Below are 17,971 nucleotides of genomic sequence, written 5' to 3'. Positions count from 1 at the left end.
TAAGTAAGAATTAATCATATTTTTGTTTTTTTGGTTGCTTTAGTATTTGGCAGGAATCTGTTTGCGCATAAATCTGCCATTGCTTTATATCAAAAAATTAAAGGGGGTGGTGCGTCAACATCGCCCCTCTTTTTTATTTTGATATGATCACCTGGTTTCCTTTTATTTCATATTTAAAAAATTCTGCACATTGAAGTGCGTATAATACTTCTGTTAAACTCTCGTCTTGGAATGTCGCTGTAAATTGATATTTTTCTATTTCTTTATTTTTGAATGTTATTTCTACATTATACCACCTCTCCAGCGTTTTTTTAAGTTCCATAAAACTCTGGTCCTGAATCTCGAGGCGGTTTTGTGTCCAGGCCATTTCCACAACCGTACTGTCGCTTTTTTTCGTGTAGCTGTTTATCGTGATTTCGGGATGTTTTACCTGGGCCTTCATTGGCTTGATTGCAGGTGTTTCTGGCAGGTTTTTATAGAATGTAACTTTTTGACTTGGCTTTAAGGTGATTGAATTTCCATTGCTGCCTGCCCCTTCCATTACAATAACCCCCTTAATTAAAACCGCTTCCGATGTGGGTTCGTCGGGATAAGCTTTTACGTTAAATATAGTACCCAATACGTTGATATTGAAGTCTGACGTAAGCACCTTGAAAGGTTTATTCTTATCATGGGCAACATCAAAATAGGCTTCCCCCACAAGCGTGACCTCACGGTTATCAATATTGAATTTCTTATTTAATCTGATCGAGCTTTTGGCATTTAACACGATGATGGTCCCATCTGGCAGGGTTATTTTTTTGCGTTCTGCACCATTAGTATGGTAATTGGTTACCAGATTGGGTATAGATTTTTCCTTAACCACGTTTGCCCGAAATACCAGCACCAGACCAGAAATCAACAACAAGACAGCAGCAATCTTTAACCAGGTATATGTTCTTCTTAGCGGAACTGTACTTTCCTCGTTTTCGGCTTTAATATTGTTTTTTAGTAAGCCCAGTTGCCGATTTAAAGGTTTCTTTTGACCACTTAAAATGATATATAAGCGTTTAGCCTCGTTAATAGTGGCCTCCTGTTCCGGATGAGCTTTAATGTAATCTTCCCAATAGGCAATGCAAAGTTTGTCTTTACCGGCACAATATAACTGAAATGTATTGTCAACAAGGAAGTCTTCAATATTGAAAAGACTACGATCTATCATAATATTTGGCTTTTATAATATCAGTGCCAAAAAAATGATCTTTTTCCTAAAGAAATTTTATATTTTTTTTTGACCTGTCTTTAAACGGCCAATTAAATGACGTGGAGCCTATAAAATAGACTTATGCTTTAAGCTCCTTTCTTAGGATTTTTAAAGCATCATAGACCGTATTGTAGGCAGTTTTAACACTTTGCTGGGTTTGATTTGCGATCTGTTCATAACTCAAACCATCAAAAAACTTCAGATGAATTAATTGTTTCTGTCTGTAAGTTAGTTTTTGTAAGGCACTTTTAAGTTTAAACCTGACCAACTCATCTGTCTGTACTTTGACGATAAACTCTTCATAAGACATTTCCATCCACTCACCTTCAGCCCCAGCATTCGCCAGGGCATCATCTATCTTTTTCTTACGTTCCAGCAGGCGTAAGATCTTACGTTTCAAAAAAGTACGCAGATATGCACCAACATGGTCTACCCGGTTTAGCTGGGCATGCTTATCCCAAATTGTAATGAATACCTGATCAGTAGCCTCTCCCGATGTTTCAGCGTCACCACAAACCCTTATACCGAAATTTACAAGGTCGTAGTAGAGTTCCCGGTACAGATCAAAAAAAGCATCATGATCACCTCCACGCAAGCGTTCCCATAGTAAGTGATGTATAAGCTTATTTTCCATTTGGTCAGATTAGGTGATAGCAATGTTAAGAAAATCTGCTGACAAAATCTTATGAAGTTTTATTTGGCAACACTATTTTTCTAAAATATCCTGCAGGTATTAATTCTAACTAAAAAGGCTTTGAATATTTAATATTTGTAGTTAAATTTGAGTACAAATGTTTAATTTACAGACATATGTACACATCTAAATTTAAGCTTCTTCTTCATTGGTTAGGTATTGTTACTGGTTTTTATGTCTTTTGGGCATTAAGCTATCTGATTCTGGCCAAATTTGCCACATCCCAGTTTAACAGGTTTCAATATACCAAACAAAGCCTGTGGACCGAACTTACTGCCAGTGATGTATTCTGGTACATCATGTTCATTTTCGGTATGATGCTCACCATCTATGTGATTCATATGCTGATAAAGTATGCGCCCCATAAAAAAGCAGCGGCTTTAGTGTTTGCTGTCTTAATCATACTATCTGTAGGCGTATTGCTAGATAAGTTGCTGGAAACCAGCTCAGGTTTTAGCAGTCTTCCTCACATCTTTATCAATGGGGTTTTTCTGATCTCCATTGTTTACGCATTTATCAAAGCTGAACAATCGCCTGTCAGAAATGAGGAAGACTATCTGGAGGAAGGTGAGGAATAAAAAACGCTATTAAACAGTTTAAGTTGTTTAATAGCGCCTTAAATTCGAACAGTTGTTTAGAAAAGGTACTTCGTACTTAGGAAATTTGAACTGTTACTGTCTACTATTTCATTAATTAAGTGTTTGTTGCTGTCATTCAGTTTTGTTGCAACCAGAGACCGGATAGAAAAAGACCTAAGGGCGTCAACTACTGAAAGTGTACCCTCAGCACTGTCTTTTCTTCCTGTAAAGGGGAAAACATCAGGCCCACGCTGACACTGGCAATTTATATTAACCCTGCTTACCTGGTTAACCAGTGGGTCAATAAGGGCAGCAACTTCTTCGTCATCATTGCTAAAAATGCTTACCTGTTGCCCGTGAGTAGAGTCTATCAGGTACTGTATTGGTTCTTCAAGGTCATTAAAAGGAACAACGGGGATCACTGGTCCAAATTGCTCCTCGGTATAGAGCTTCATGTTTTTGTCTACTGGATAAACTACTGCCGGGTAAACAAATGATTCACAACTTTCTCCACCATGCGCATTCACCACCCTGGCGCCGTTAGCCAAAGCATCAGCTATACATTCTTTAAGGTAGGCCGGTTTATGTGGTTCTGGTAATGGCGTTAAAGCCACGCCTTGCTCCCACGGCATGCCAATTTTAAGTTTAGCGACTTCCGCTGATAGTTCTTCTAAGAACCCTTCTGCCAGGCTGCTATGAATAAAAATGATCTTTAGCGCCGTACACCTCTGTCCGTTGAAAGACAAAGCGCCGAGCACTGTTTCCTGTACCGCTAGTTTTACATCAGCTTTTGAAGTGATTATTGCTGCATTTTTGGCATCCAAACCCAGAATAGCCCGTAACCTGTTTACTTTCGGATGAAGCTTTTTAAGTTCATTTGCAACTTTGCTGGAACCGATCAATGTCAATACATTAACCTGACCAGATTTCATTAGGTCAGGTATAATTTTATTGCCCCGCCCATAAATGGTATTTACCACACCTTTTGGAAAACAATCCCTAAAGGCTTCCAGTAAAGGGTAGTGAAGCAAAGTGCCATGTTTAGGTGGTTTAAACAACAAGGTGTTTCCCATAATCAGTGCCGGAATTAAAGTGGTAAAGGTTTCATTCAATGGGTAGTTGAATGGCCCCATACACAAGACCACACCTAAGGGCGAGCGCCTGATCTGCGCTACAATACCTTGTTCAATACTGAACTTGGAAGACTGTCTGTCCAGATCCTTTAATGCATCAATAGTCGCATAAATATATTCCACAGTACGGTCAAACTCTTTCAATGAATCCGCATAGGATTTGCCTATTTCCCACATCAGCAGTTTCACAACTACAGCCTTCTTTTCAATAATTCTATGTGTAAACTGCTCTACACAGTAAATGCGGTCTGCAACGCTCATTGTAGGCCATTCGCCGCGTCCATTGTCGTAAGCTTTAACAGCAGCTTGCAATGCCGCATCTGCCTCTTTTTCACTGCATAAAGGATAGGTACCTATTAATTTTCTCTGCAGGCCGGTTTCGGTTCTGATACAAACTGGAGACAGTACCTCATGTACTTCACCACTCCAGGTATGCATTTCACCATTACTTAGGTACTCGCGCTGGTGTACTTCTTCTGATAGTTTAAATTCTTCAGGGATCTGATCTTCTTCTACAAAGATTGAATCGAGCTGATTTTTTGGAAACATTAGTTAAATATTAATTTTTGGTTATAGGTTATAAATCTGAAATAGGTTTGTATTTAGGCACCAATGTTTTCATCACTGTCCAGCCTATTAAATAACAAACAGAACACAATGAGAATATGATAAAGTATCCTGCTTCTTCACCTTTGAACCCCATAAACACCATTTGAGTCTGGCCTGCGTAGTCAAACAATACCCCAGACCCTTTATTGATTAAAAATGCACCGATGCCTCCAGCCATACCACCAATGCCCGTAACCGTTGCAATGGCTTTTTTAGGGAACATATCTCCTACTGTAGTAAATATATTGGCAGACCAAGCCTGGTGAGCTGCTCCGGCAATGCCAATGATAATTACAGGAATCCAGTAAGTAACCTGTCCCAGTGGTTGTGCCAGCAGCGCGAGCAAAGGGAAGAAAGCAAAAATCAGCATAGCCCTCATTCTACCTTCATAGGGATTCATTCCTTTTTTTTCAACAAAATAAGTAGGTAGCCACCCGCCAATAATTGAAAGCAAAGTTATCATATAAAGCACAAATAATGGCAAGGCACTTTTTGTAGAATCCATTCCATAAACAGCACTTAAATAAGCTGGTGTCCAGAAAAGGAAAAACCACCAGACGCCATCTGTCATGAACTTGCCAAAAGCAAATGCCCATGTCTGATTATATTTCAAGCAATCTACAAAAGAAGCTTTGGTGGGAGTCTCTTCAACATAATCTACCAACTTTCTGTCTGCTATCAGATCTTGCTGAATATACTCCAGTTCCGCAGCGTTTACTTTTGGGTGTACCTCTGGCTTGTGATAGATAAACACCCAAAAGCCCATCCATACAAAGCCGAGTGCACCGATAATTATAAAAGACATCTCCCAGCCCCATTTTGCCGCTATAAAAGGAATGGTTATAGGAGCAGCAAGAGCGCCTACTGTTGCTCCAGCATTAAAGATACTGGTTGAAAAGGCCCTGTCTTTTTTTGGGAAATACTCTGCTGTTGCTTTAATAGCTGCAGGAAAGTTTCCTGCTTCACCAACTGCCAATATAAAACGTGCAAAAATAAACAAAGTAACGCTTACAGTAATGATCATTGCTGTATCGTTTACAAGGGCCAGTGATTCTTTTGCACCTTCAAAACCAACGAGCCAGTTGCCTGTAATTATACCAGAGGTTGCTATTCCACAAAATGCGTGTAAACAGGCACCTATCGACCATATACCAATAGCCCATAAAAAACCCTTTTTTGTATCTAACCAGTCTACAAACCTACCGGCAAACAGCATAGAAACCGCATAAAAAATGGAAAAAAGAGCAGTAATGTTACCGTAATCATTGTTTGTCCAATGAAACTCCGGAGCTATAAAATCTTTCCAGGTTAACGAAAGGACCTGCCTGTCCATATAATTAATTGTGGTAGCAAAAAATAACATGGCACAGATGGTCCATCTGTAATTTCCTCTTTTAGTCTCTTTCATTATATTTGGTTTAGTTAAATTTGCATCTGATAGAAAAAATCTGTTTCTGCTCGTTATATCTTTAATCGTCATTTTAGGACTCAATATATATAATTCCCTGTAATTACCACATCCAAATTCTTGACCCAATTTATCGGACACTTGAATTCTGAGTATGCCTCTGTGGTAATAAAGGTCCTCAACGTTAGCAATTCTACATAATAATTGTAAGTAAAAGTATGGTTCATCCGAAAATATTTACGCAATCGTTATCGTTTAGCTAATTAGTAAATTATTTTAGCAATTGCCATTTTTGACGCATCCATATTGGTTTTATTTTTATAGATTTAATTATGTTACTAAAATACGTATCCAGGAAGAATATACTCGCAATTGTCTTTTGCTGCTTAACTACTATTTCTAGTGCTATTGCCCAGCAAAAAACAGTGTTGCTCGATAATTATTTTAATCATGAGCTAAAGAAAGACAAATCTGGTAAAGAAATCAGGTTTCATTACACCTGGGAAGACAAAACATTAAATGGCTTTTCCATGTTGGGAGATATTTTTACCAGAGAGGGGCTGTCAATAAAAAGTCTGGATATGGCTCCCAGCACTCAAAACCTTAAGGAGGCTTCGATCTACATCATTGTTGACCCCGATAACCAAAAGGAAAGTCCGGTTCCAAATCTTATATCGGCAAATGATGTTAATGCTATAGTAAATTGGGTGAAAAAAGGCGGGGTTTTGGCCATTTTTGCCAACGATAGCAGCAACAACAACCTGGTACAGCTGAATGATTTGTCGAAGAGATTCGGAATTACTTTTACCAATAAGAGCAGGAATATGGTGAGAGACAAAAAAATTGAAATGGGAACCGTAAATGTCCCTTCCGGAAATGAAGTGTTTCCTGGCTCCAGGAAATTTTACCTGAAAGAATTAGCTGTAATCCATGCCGAAAAACCGGCTATACCCCTGATCAAAGAAGGGGAAGATACCATCATGGCCATCTGCCGGTACGGTAAAGGTACCGTGTTTGCCGTTGGAGATCCGTGGTTGTATAACGAGTATATTGATGGCACAAGGATTCCGGCGGAATATGAAAATTATAATGGGGCTGTGGAGCTTGTGAAATGGCTGAAAAAGCAGATTCCTTAACAGCCATTTCCAAAGCTCCTGTTTATTCAGCTAATTCCAGAACCAAATCGTCAGTATTCACCATAGTTCCTGCATTGAGTGTAATGGATTTAACAACCCCGTCAGTTATGGCGGAGATATTTGATTCCATTTTCATTGCTTCTATCATAAACAAGGGTTGATTCTTTTTCACCTGATCCCCTGCTTTGACAAATACTTTAGACAACAAGCCCTGTAGCGGAGAGCCAACATGACTATTGTTGTCTTTTTCTATTTTGCGGTTTTCTGGTTTCACTACTTTTATCGATTTATCCTGGATTTCAATATTCCGGGTTTGCCCATTTAGTTTAAAGAATACCGTCCGCATGCCATTGTCATCAGCCGGGCCTATAGAAAGTAAACGAACCAGCAATGTTTTTCCCTTTGCAATTTCTATGGTCGTTTCTTCACCTGGCTTCATTCCATAAAAAAAATAACGGGTTGGTATCACAGATACGTCGCCATACAGCCTAAAGGTCTTGATGGCATCGGCCGTAACTTTAGGATAGAATTTGTAGGCGAGATACATGGTATAACTCAGATCGTCGCCAAACTCTTTTTTAAAGTCCTCAAAATCCTGGTTAAGGTCTAATGGCTGTAAATGTTTATTTGGCCTGTCGGTAAACGGAGTTTTACCTTTCAATAAAATTCGTTGTAATTCTTTCGGGAACCCTCCTTCAGGCTGACCGATTTCCCCCAGAAAAAAGGAAACTACAGATTCAGGAAAGGAAAGCTGTTCTCCCCTTGTGAAAATATCCTCAGGTGTGATTTGGTTTGCCACCATAAATTGCGCAAGATCGCCTACAACTTTAGAGCTTGGAGTAACTTTTACAATATCTCCGAAAAGCCGGTTTACATCTGCATACCTTTGTTTAATCAATTCAAACTGATCTCCTAAACCAAGCGCTATTGCCTGCGGCTTTAGATTGGAATATTGGCCTCCAGGGATTTCATGTTCAAAAACTTCTGCAGAGCTTGCTTTTAAACCAGATTCGAAAGGATAATAATACTCCCTTACGGCCTCCCAATAATTGGAATACGCATTTAACGATTTCTGATCGTATGGATTTTCCCGTTCGTGAAAACGCATCATCTCTACGATTGCGTTGAAGTTGGGTTGGGAAGTAGTGCCCGATAAGGCTCCTAAAGCACAATCGACCACATCAACTCCTGCTTCAATTGCCATTAAGTAAGTTGCTGACTGCAAAGACGATGTGTCGTGTGTGTGTAAATGGATAGGAATTTTTACAGTATCCTTTAAGGCCTCTATCAACAATTTGGCTGCATAAGGCTTGAGCAGACCAGACATGTCTTTGACACCAAGTATATGGCTTCCCGCATTCTCCAGATCTTTTGCAAGCCTTAAATAATAATCCAGACTATATTTGCTGCGTTTGGGATCAAGGATATCACCTGTATAACACAGTGCCCCTTCGGCAAGTCCCTGCGTCTTCTTGCGCACCATTTCGATGCATGGGGCAATATTCTCCATCCAGTTCAGGGAATCGAATATCCTGAAAATATCTACTCCTTTTTCCCAGCTTTTTTCAACGAAAGATTCAATCAGATTGTCGGGATATGCCGCATATCCTACACCGTTACATCCTCTGATGAGCATTTGAATCAATATGTTTGGCATAGCGGCCCTTAATTTCTCCAGGCGTCTCCATGGATCTTCATGTAAAAATCGCAGACAAACATCAAATGTAGCTCCGCCCCAGGCCTCCATACTAAAGGTCTGAGGATGGTGTTTGGCAAAACCCTCTGCCACCTTAAGCATATCATAGGTGCGCATACGCGTTGCCAAAAGGGATTGATGCGCATCCCTTAATGTAGTATCGGTGTATTGTATTTTCTTTTCCGCTTTAAGCCACCTGGAAAAACCATCTGGCCCAAGTTCGGTTAAAAGGTCTTTTGTGCCTTTTGGATAAGCACTATAATGATCAAAAGCAGGTATCTCTGGCTTTTCCAGCCTTTTGTTTTCGTCCACAAACCGTATATCCGGATTTCCATTTACAGAGACCTCTCCTAAATAGGTCAGAATCCTTGTACCTCTGTCAAGCCTTTTTTTAGATTCAAAAAGTTCAGGATGTTCCTGTATGAAATTGACAGTAGCCTTTCCCTGAATAAAGGTGGGGTGATTGATCAGGTTCTCCAGAAACTGTACATTGTTTTTAACTCCCCTGATCCTGAATTCCCTCAGCGCCCGGTTCATTTTTCTGGCGGCATCTTCCAGGGTAGCCCCGCTTGTGCTTACCTTAACAAGCATAGAGTCAAAAAAGGGGCTAATTTTCATGCCGGGATAGGTACTCCCCTCGTCTAATCTGATGCCGAAGCCTGTCGCATTCCTGTAAGTGATCAGTGTTCCATAATCAGGTTTGAAGTCATTTGCAGGATCTTCAGTTGTAATCCTGCATTGCATGGCAAAACCATTGCACATGATGCTATGCTGATTGGACAGGCCAATTTCAGCGTCTGAAAGACGATGACCATCAGCAATAAATAATTGAGTTTTGATCAGGTCTATGCCGGTAATCATCTCTGTAACAGTATGTTCAACCTGTATCCTTGGGTTTACTTCTATAAAATAAATATGCTCGGCCTGGTCTATAAGAAATTCAACCGTTCCAACATTATTGTACTGCACTGCTTTTGCAATAGAAGTAGCGTAGTGATAAAGCTGGTCCCTGGTTTGCTGACTTAAATTTAACGATGGTGCCAACTCTACTACCTTTTGAAAACGACGTTGCACAGAACAATCGCGTTCATACAAATGGACCACCTCACCGTGACTGTCAGCTACGATCTGGACTTCAATGTGGCGCGGGCGGTCAATAAATTTTTCAAGAAATATGGTATCGTCGCCAAAAGCGTTTTTTGCCTCACTCCTGGCTTCCGAAAAGCCTTTTTCCAGTTGTTCGTCGTTTCGTACAATGCGCATCCCTCTTCCACCTCCACCAGAAGCGGCTTTGATCATCAGGGGATAACCGATCCGATGCGCTTCTTTCAACGCTGTTTCAATTGTCTTTAGTTCTTGTTCATTACTCTCAATAATCGGTAAGCCCGCAGCTTTTGCCACAGTTTTAGCAGTTACCTTATCACCAAGGGCACGCATTACATCTGGTCTGGGGCCAATAAATACAATACCATTTTGCGCACACCTTTTTGCAAACTCTTCATTTTCAGATAAAAATCCATATCCGGGGTGGATGGCATCGGCTCCGCTATATTTAGCCATTTCAATAATGGCATTCATATCCAGATAGGGTTTCAGTGGTTCATGATCTTCTCCAATCTGATACGCCTCATCGGCTTTGTAACGGTGCAGAGAATAACGGTCCTCATAAGTATAAACCGCGACTGTCTGGATATTCAGCTCACTACAGGCGCGCTCAATACGGATGGCAATTTCGCCCCGATTGGCAATAAGTACTTTCTTAATGTTCATTTGGTTTTGTCTTAAGTGTCGCTAAATTATTACATTACTTTGAATCCAGCACCATCAAAATGCATTTATTATCAGGGATTTAAAGTGTAAAATGTACACGAAGAAAGTACCAAAACAAAGAAAAACCTTGCTGCCGGATGTTTACTTGTCTATTTTTTATGTTTAAAATAAAAGCCTTTGCTGTATGCAACCGGCTTGTTGTCGATGTAAAGAATAGGCTCACCTTCTACATAGGATGAAAAATCGGCCACCAGTTGATATTGATCAGAGAAGTGTTTCAGAAATCCTTCCTGGTTAAAGAACCAGGAAGGATAAGATGCAGGATAAATTTCAGGAGGTACGACTTGTAATGTTAGCCGGTCTTTATCTCCGTAATGAAAGGCTGTTCTGTCAAAAAGAATAAATTCAAAATTATAAGTTGCCAATTTATCAAGAAAGGCATGCGGCTGTTCGAGATACTGAACTGAGCTGGAAAGTAAAACAAAATCAATTTGCTGATCTTGCATACAAGCTTCAATTGAGCGGTAAAACTTCAATTGCTGATCCTGAAAATGGGTGTTGCCGGCAACTACATAATGTTCCTGCTCTACTACACTCCAGCTTGAACATACTTCAGGCGTCAGAAATTCCCGGATCTGGTAATAGGTGCTGCCCAGTGATCCGCCAAAATCCAATACATGAAGCGGCTTTTTTTTAGAAACTGCACTGTGAAGCAGGAAGGATAACAATGGAAAGGGATATTCTTTTTTATCAAAAAGTACCGAATCCCTTTCGTAAGCTGCCTCGCCCCTTTTTACTTTCAATAAGGCATTTTTAGTTATTTCAAGAATAACACCGGCATCATAACCATTGGCATTTTTCAATACGTCATGCCAGGACTGATAATTACCGGACCAGCCGTATCTTTGTACTTTCCCTTTCGTCAGTTTCTTCCAGAGTTTCCTTAAGCCCATACTTCAGTTGCCTTATACCAGTCCCGGTATTTCTACCATTTCATCGGTATCTTTTCCGTAGTCCACACCTGCAACATCAAAACCAAATAAATTCAGGAAGTCCCGTTTATAACCAGGCAAATCACCAATTAAAGGTAAGCTTTCATCTGTAGCTTCGGCCCAGAGCCTGGCTACTTCTGTTTGAACATCATCGCGCATTTCCCAATCGTCGATACGGATACGTCCTTCAGGATCAACAGGTATTTCGTTGCCACTATACAGTCTTTCTGAAAATAAACGTTGTATTTGCTCTATACAGCCTTCATGAATACCCTTTTGTTTCATAACCTTATACAGCAATGATATATATAAAGGAATTACGGGGATAGCTGAACTGGCCTGGGTAACCAGCGCCTTGTTTACTGAGACAAAAGCTTTGCCTCCAATGTCTTTTAAACTGTTCGTGATACTGAAGGCTGTAGACTCCAGGTGGTCCTTTGCCCGGCCTATGGTTCCTTTCCTGTATACAGGTTCTGTTACCGCAGGACCAATGTAGGAATAAGCAACTGTTTCTGCTCCTTCAGCCAGTAACCCTGCTTCTTTCAGTTCATTGATCCACATCTCCCAGTCTTCTCCCCCCATTACAGCTACCGTGTTTTCGATTTCTTCTTCATTGGCCGGAACTATAGATACCTCTGAGACTATGCCGGTGTGAAAATCAACTGTTTTGTTACTGAAAATAGAATCACCGATAGGCTTTAATACAGAACTATATACCACTCCTGTTTTAGGATGGGTCCTTTTTGGCGAGGCCAGGCTATAAATCACCAGATCAACCTGCCCAAGGTCTTTTTTTATGAGTTCAAGTGTTTTTTGTTTAATCTCATCCGAAAAAGCATCTCCATTTATGCTTTTGGCGTACAAGCCGGCTTTAATGGCTTGCTTTTCAAAAGCAGCAGTATTGTACCAGCCCGGTGAAGCTGTTTTTCCTGGTGCAGGTGGCTTTTCAAAGAAAACACCAATCGTGGCAGCACCCGATCCAAATGCACTTGTGATTCTGGAGGCAAGACCAAATCCTGTTGATGCACCAATAACCAATACCTTTTTAGGCCCTTCAATAGTACCTTTGGATTTTACATATTCGATCTGGTTGATTACATTTTGTTCACATCCAGTTGGATGTGCTGTAAGGCATATAAACCCACGCATTCTAGGTTCAATAATCATAAAGAGTTTTCTTAGAGTTAGAAATTAATATAAGAATGGATAAACATAAAAACAAAATAGCCATTGTTTTTATATATTTCCAATAATTTTAGGATAAGTTTCCAGTACCTGCTCAAAGCAGATTTTTAACCATTCCGTATACGTCTCTGCATTTTCTTTTAAATCCAATTTAAGGGATTCAATATCAATGTACTTAAAGGAGGCCACTTCAGCCGGGTCAGGCACGGGAAGCTGGTCGCTGGTCCCGAAAAATACATGATCATATTCATGCTCTGAAATGTCGCCCAACAATTCAGCCTGATAAATAAAATGGAAACCATAGTTGAGTTCACATGTCAGCCCCATTTCTTCCTGCAATCTTCTTTTGGCCGCAGTTATGGTCTCTTCGCCTTTTCTGGGATGACTGCAGCAGGTATTTGTCCATTTGCCCCCGGAATGGTATTTGTTTATTGCACGTTGCTGGAGCAGCAGCTGACCTTTGCTGTTAAAAATAAATACAGAGAATGCTCTGTGCAGGCTACCTGTCAGGTGTGCTTCCATCTTTTCCATCGTTCCGATTTCAAGATCATTTTCGTCAACCAATATTACTTTTTCTATCATTTTATCTAGCAAACCAATTGATGGTGTAAGTTTTTTAATGTTTCTGCCGGATCATCACAAAAGCCCGGATGTGGCCTGGAGGTTTGCAGAACAGTACTTCTTACTGCAGTTAACCATCTGAACCTGGATGGCAAGTCCAGGTTGCCAATTGCTCCTGAACCATTTCCCCCTCTACAAATCCGCTCAAATGACTCCAGGTTTTCTTTCAATGCCGAAATATCCAGCTCAGGGCAAAATGCGTTCAACCGTTGTTCATCCAGCTTAAATATTACATTCAGAAATTTCTGCTTTGCGCAATAAACTACCACGCCTACATTCATAAACTCCTCACGTTCAACCCTCGGCACAACGCGAATGACAGCATACTCAAATAAGTACTTTTCTTGCATTTTGTGCTTCCTTTACAAAAATTTCTGAATGGGCTATCCTCGATATTAAAAACTGCTCATATGCTTTTCTATGGGCCTGTGTTGTTTCAAATGCATCGTCCTGCAGCCACTCCTCAGGAATCAGCGCTACTATGGACCGGATAATGTCCGGGCTAAGCAGTGCTCGAAACTCCTTGTCAACTGTTTCAAGCTCATCAGCACGGGACAACAATACATGGTCTTTTATCAGTACGAACGGACGCAGGGCCTGTTCCTCCCAGTTTTGCCAGGAATGATGGAAATAGAGTGATGCCCCATGATCAATTAACCAGAGCTCTTTATGCCAAATCAACATATTTGTGTTTCTAGCGGTGCGATCCATATTCATCAGCAAACAATCCAGCCATACAATCTGGGAAGCTGTCCTGGAATCAACAGTAGTAACTACCGCATCAAATGTTATGGCACCCGAAAGGTAGTGCAAAGCAAGGTTCAATCCTTCACTTGCCCTCAGCAAGTCTTGTATCTCTTCATCCGGTTCCGTTCTGCCGAAGGCTTCGTCTAATGTTGAAAAAACAATTTCAGGTACCCGAAATCCAAGTTTCCTGGCAATTTCACCACCAATTATTTCTGCTATTAGGGCTTTGGGCCCCTGACCGGCGCCTCTAAACTTTAATACATATAAAAAACCATCGTCTGCCTCAGCAATGGCGGGCATAGACCCTCCTTCTCTTAAAGGAGTTACATATCTTGTTACGTTAACAGACCGTAAAGCCAATTGGCTATCGCTCATCTTCATCTTTAATAGCGGTGAATAATCAGCGCTAAGATAAGGTTTAGGCAGCAATATGATGAAGCATTGTGGATTAATCCAGGTAAGAAACAGATAGCTTTTTCGGAATTGGCTCTGGATTGGTCTTTTTGTTGTTATAATAATAGATGCCTGCTGCTTTAAACTGCTCAAGGTGATTTTTTAACCTTAGCTGAAAATCGCTGAAGTCCTTTTTAACATCTGCTGTCCAGGCGGCCTCTGCCAATGCACTTATTCTTGGGAATAGCAGATAATCCAATCGCTGATTACTGTTTACTGTTTCTGTCCATAAATTAGCTTGTATGCCCATAATCTGTTTTTCGTGCCCTGCAGTTTCAACTATCTGCCCGGGAGAAAAGGCGTACACCTTTTCAATCGGACTGTATTCACCTGCCGACCACCTCCTGCCCGAAACGTCACTTGCATCTTGTACAAAATCAAAATATAATGGGATTCTCGGGCATATCACAACAGCATAACCTTTATGCAGCGCTGTTTTAAGCGTATTGGGTCGATCATGCCTCCACCAAAAAACAATGGTGTTCTTCGATTCGAGTTCAGCTTCTGCTACTTCATCCCATGCAAGCATTTTGTTGTTTATTTTGGCTATAGAGTCTGCCATTCTTTTGATGAAATAGTACTCAACCGCTTTCAGATCCTTTAAGCCTTTTGTTTTCATCAATTGCTGTACATCCGGATCATTATTCCATTTTTTGTTTCCAAATGCGACTTCATCTCCGCCAATATGGATCATTTGGGAAGGAAAGAGTACATCAGTTTCTTTAAGGATGTTAGTGAGGTATTGATAAGTTGCTTCCTTTCCCGGGTTGAAGGTAAATTCAGGATGTTTTTCCGATCCACCACCGCTATACTCCGGATAAGCCATGTTTGCGGCTGTAGCGTGCCCGGGCATGTCAATTTCAGGAATTACCTGAATATACCGTTCGGCTGCATACTGTACAATTTCATTGATGTCGTCCTGACTATAATATTTTGCCGGTGCAAATGGATTAAAGTAATTGCCTATGCCACCTATCAAAGTCAGCTTCGGATATTTTTTAATGTCTATACGCCAGCCAGGCTGGTCGGTCAGGTGCCAGTGAAACCGGTTTAATTTATAAAATGCCATCCAATCCATCAGCTGCTTCACTTTTTCCTTTCCAAAAAAATATCTCGACTCATCCAGCATCATGCCTCTCCAGGCATATTTGGGTGCATCTGTTATTTTCCAGCAGGACAGCGATGAAGTTGCCGATTGCCTTACCAGCTGCAAAAAAGTACTGACACCATTGAACAAGCCGTTGTGATCATGAGCACTTATGGTGATGGCTTCTGGTTTCATATCCAATTCATAAGCTTCAGTTCCAGCTGTTTTTTTTGTGCTGATTTTCAATGAAATTGTCGAAGCACTCTTTTTTTGTCCAATGTTCAGGCTCAGGTTCTTATGTTTGAGCAACTCCTTTTGTAAATAATGAGCAAGGGGGGCCAGATTTGGTTGATCAAATACTATAGTGCTGCGTTCCGAAAGCTCAAAACTTCCAGCAACTTCTTTAAAATCAGCCGGCAGCGGAATTACAGGGCAGGATTGCTGTGCAGAAACAGCCATACTTATGCCTACAAAAAAGGATAGCAGCAATTTTTTCATTAGAAATTTATAAGGTTTTTAATAAAGCCAAGATAGCGCTTTTCAGCGCTATCTTCAGGCCACTAGGGTACTATTGTGAGAACTATTTCTTTAACATCACTAATTGAACGGTATACATTTGTATTGCTTACCACAAAAGTTGCCCTATAGGTGCCGGCCTTGGCATAGCTGTATGGATAGGTCAGTAGCTGAGTGGTCATATTCTGTAGCGGTACACCAATATCGCTCCTTGCTCCGGAGGTAATACGATCCCTGAATTCATACATCCTGCCATCCTCTCCGGAATAAAAAGTGATATAATTTGGGTTTCCTGCAAAATTAAAGTTGATCTGCTCGTCTACCTTAAAGGTAGTTTTGCCTTGATCAATACTGACATTAAAATTTGGGGGCTGTACTTCTTTCTTGTTACAGGCAAATAATGTCATTAAGAATACGTATAATAATAATATTTTTTTCATTTCTAGTTTTTAAATTGAATATCAGGTGTTAATAACCATCATTTTGTACCATGGCCTTGTTGAGGGACATTTCAAGAATGGGTATCGGATACAATAAGTGCGTTGCTGTTACCCTTTGTGCCGCATCTCTGGCGTTTTTATATATGGTTGTAGTCATTGATGCATAAGTGGTGAACTCTGTTGCCACTTCCTGCATGGTATTCACGAAAATCCCCCATCTGATCAGGTCATATTTACGCAATCCTTCAAAGCACAATTCCCTGGCTCGCTCATCTTGTATTACTTTTAAAAATGCAGCCTTACCTAACGAGATTGCTCCCGGATAGTCAGCATTTCCCAGGTTAGTGGCCCCTGGCATCAATTTTCCGTAACCACGCCTTCTTACTTCGTTCAATGCATTTACGGCAGTAACATTAGGTCCGTTATTTATTTCGTTTTCGGCTTCGGCCTGCATCAGCAGAACATCTGCATATCGTAAAATCTGAAAGTTTGTAGGGGTATAATTTTTATTCTTGGGAGACAGCAGTTCATATTCCCTGCGCCATTTTGCACAGTTCCTGGCATAGATATTTGTAGCCCCAATGTTCGCTTTAACGCCTGAAGCATTTAAGGTATAGGTAGAAATGGCCCAGTCCCTTCGTAAATCTCTTTTTGAGACATCACTGGCATTGAATTCGTAAGAGGTATACAGTTTTCTTGTAGTACTGATAAAGCCATAGGCATAACCTACCGAAGCAATTACAGCTGCATCGGTAGCGGCACACCGTACGCCATTTTCATTGCCTATCCTGCCACCTTCTCTCACAGCGTCATTATTCGTCCCAAACTCCTCAGCTTCAAAGATACTTTCCTTAATATCATATTGGTCTTTGCATAGGTTAATGAAAACCTGGCTGTAGTCAGGATTTAGCGAATGTTCTCCAAATTCATTAACCTTGCCTGCCCATTCAGCTGCATCTTTAAACTTGGAGATATCTTTCAGAGGATAGCCAGCCATTGTTAAACATACTCTGGCAAGGATACCGCGAACGGCTGATTTCGATACCCTGCCACCGAAACCGATCTGGGAGATTTTAAGCACTCTCCCTTCAGCCTCTGTCATGTCCTTCAAAATCTGGTCATAAACCTCCTTAATGGTATTTCTCGGTATGTTTACTTCATTTATCGATGTGGTCGGGTTAAGTTTTAACGGTACCCCGCCCCAGTTTTGCACCAGGATGAAATAATAGAAAGCGCGTAGAAAAAGGGCTTCACCTTTTACTACCGATCGTTTTCCATCATCCATAGTCGCTTTATCCAGGTTAGCCAACAACACATTGGCCCGTTCTATACCGTCGTACATGTACTGCCATAAAACCCTGATGGTGGCATCATCTGCACCAAAATTATAATAAAATGGCCCGGTTGGAAATGACGCATAAGAAAAGAACGATTCATCTGTGCTGGGCGCATGCCGAATGGGCAGCTGACCGCCATAAACCTGCTCTTTTCCTAAAATGTCGTATACGCCATTCAATGCAGTATTTACTTCTTTTTCTGTGTTAAAGTAGTTTACCGGAGATACGAATGTAGAAGGTACTTTATCTAAAAATTTCTTACAGCCTGTTGATGAGCAAATGATTGCCAAAAAACTTAAAAGAATTATTTTTTTCATGTCCTGTTG

The 17,971-nt window shown here is 40.7% G+C and carries 15 protein-coding genes; 2 read left to right on the top strand and 13 right to left on the bottom strand.

The genetic code is table 11. The annotated features are described in order from the left end of the window. Positions 1-133: 133 nt before the first annotated feature. Together B9A91_RS17075 and B9A91_RS17070 are read right to left on the bottom strand one after the other, a co-directional pair. Positions 134-1,201 carry a FecR family protein gene (locus B9A91_RS17075; protein WP_084240217.1) on the bottom strand — a complete coding sequence of 356 codons (1,068 nt, stop codon included), beginning with the start codon at positions 1,199-1,201 and terminating at the stop codon, positions 134-136. Positions 1,202-1,322: 121 nt separating this feature from the next. Continuing rightward, entirely contained in the window at positions 1,323-1,877 is a 555-nt protein-coding gene (locus tag B9A91_RS17070) for an RNA polymerase sigma factor (protein WP_084240216.1), read from the bottom strand. A 176-nt stretch (positions 1,878-2,053) separates the two neighbouring features. On the opposite strand from B9A91_RS17070, the gene B9A91_RS17065 reads away from it, so the two are divergent. Then, positions 2,054-2,515, top strand: coding sequence for a hypothetical protein (locus B9A91_RS17065; RefSeq protein ID WP_084240215.1), 462 nt, complete (start codon positions 2,054-2,056; stop codon positions 2,513-2,515). A 56-nt stretch (positions 2,516-2,571) separates the two neighbouring features. On the opposite strand, the gene B9A91_RS17060 is transcribed toward B9A91_RS17065, so the two are convergent. After that, positions 2,572-4,197: an NADP-dependent glyceraldehyde-3-phosphate dehydrogenase gene (locus tag B9A91_RS17060; protein ID WP_084240214.1), complete on the bottom strand. Its 1,626-nt coding sequence runs from the start codon at positions 4,195-4,197 to the stop codon at positions 2,572-2,574. A gap of 28 nt (positions 4,198-4,225) precedes the next feature. Continuing rightward, positions 4,226-5,665 carry an MFS transporter gene (locus B9A91_RS17055; RefSeq protein ID WP_084240213.1) on the bottom strand — a complete coding sequence of 480 codons (1,440 nt, stop codon included), beginning with the start codon at positions 5,663-5,665 and terminating at the stop codon, positions 4,226-4,228. A gap of 332 nt (positions 5,666-5,997) precedes the next feature. On the opposite strand from B9A91_RS17055, the gene B9A91_RS17050 reads away from it, so the two are divergent. Then, positions 5,998-6,801 (top strand): DUF4350 domain-containing protein, encoded by an 804-nt coding sequence (locus B9A91_RS17050; protein WP_084240212.1) that lies wholly within the window; start codon positions 5,998-6,000, stop codon positions 6,799-6,801. A 22-nt stretch (positions 6,802-6,823) separates the two neighbouring features. Here B9A91_RS17050 and B9A91_RS17045 read toward each other — a convergent pair whose 3' ends face one another. The 9 genes from B9A91_RS17045 to B9A91_RS17005 form a co-directional block, all read right to left on the bottom strand. After that, on the bottom strand, positions 6,824-10,267 hold the full coding sequence (locus B9A91_RS17045) for a pyruvate carboxylase (protein ID WP_084240211.1): 3,444 nt from the start codon (positions 10,265-10,267) through the stop codon (positions 6,824-6,826). A 149-nt stretch (positions 10,268-10,416) separates the two neighbouring features. Further along, positions 10,417-11,220, bottom strand: coding sequence for a TIGR04325 family methyltransferase (locus tag B9A91_RS17040; protein WP_084240210.1), 804 nt, complete (start codon positions 11,218-11,220; stop codon positions 10,417-10,419). Positions 11,221-11,232: 12 nt separating this feature from the next. After that, entirely contained in the window at positions 11,233-12,426 is a 1,194-nt protein-coding gene (gene fabV, locus B9A91_RS17035) for an enoyl-ACP reductase FabV (RefSeq protein ID WP_084240209.1), read from the bottom strand. Positions 12,427-12,495: 69 nt separating this feature from the next. Continuing rightward, positions 12,496-13,026 (bottom strand): isopentenyl-diphosphate Delta-isomerase, encoded by a 531-nt coding sequence (idi, locus tag B9A91_RS17030; RefSeq protein ID WP_084240208.1) that lies wholly within the window; start codon positions 13,024-13,026, stop codon positions 12,496-12,498. 5 nt (positions 13,027-13,031) lie between these two features. Continuing rightward, positions 13,032-13,415, bottom strand: a complete 384-nt coding sequence (locus B9A91_RS17025; protein WP_084240207.1) for a DUF3037 domain-containing protein — start codon at positions 13,413-13,415, stop codon at positions 13,032-13,034. After that, a complete protein-coding gene (locus tag B9A91_RS17020; RefSeq protein WP_084240265.1) occupies positions 13,393-14,187 on the bottom strand; it encodes a HipA family kinase in 795 nt (264 codons plus the stop codon). Before B9A91_RS17020 ends, B9A91_RS17025 begins: the two co-directional genes overlap by 23 nt. A gap of 73 nt (positions 14,188-14,260) precedes the next feature. Further along, a complete protein-coding gene (locus tag B9A91_RS17015; protein WP_084240206.1) occupies positions 14,261-15,850 on the bottom strand; it encodes a beta-N-acetylhexosaminidase in 1,590 nt (529 codons plus the stop codon). Between the two features lie 62 nt (positions 15,851-15,912). Next, positions 15,913-16,308: a DUF5017 domain-containing protein gene (locus B9A91_RS17010; RefSeq protein WP_084240205.1), complete on the bottom strand. Its 396-nt coding sequence runs from the start codon at positions 16,306-16,308 to the stop codon at positions 15,913-15,915. Between the two features lie 28 nt (positions 16,309-16,336). Continuing rightward, entirely contained in the window at positions 16,337-17,962 is a 1,626-nt protein-coding gene (locus B9A91_RS17005) for a RagB/SusD family nutrient uptake outer membrane protein (protein WP_084240204.1), read from the bottom strand. Positions 17,963-17,971: the final 9 nt, after the last annotated feature.

The sequence above is a fragment of the Pedobacter africanus genome, assembly GCF_900176535.1.
In the GTDB taxonomy this organism is placed as follows: domain Bacteria; phylum Bacteroidota; class Bacteroidia; order Sphingobacteriales; family Sphingobacteriaceae; genus Pedobacter; species Pedobacter africanus.
This window is presented reverse-complemented; position numbering and strand designations above follow the sequence as displayed.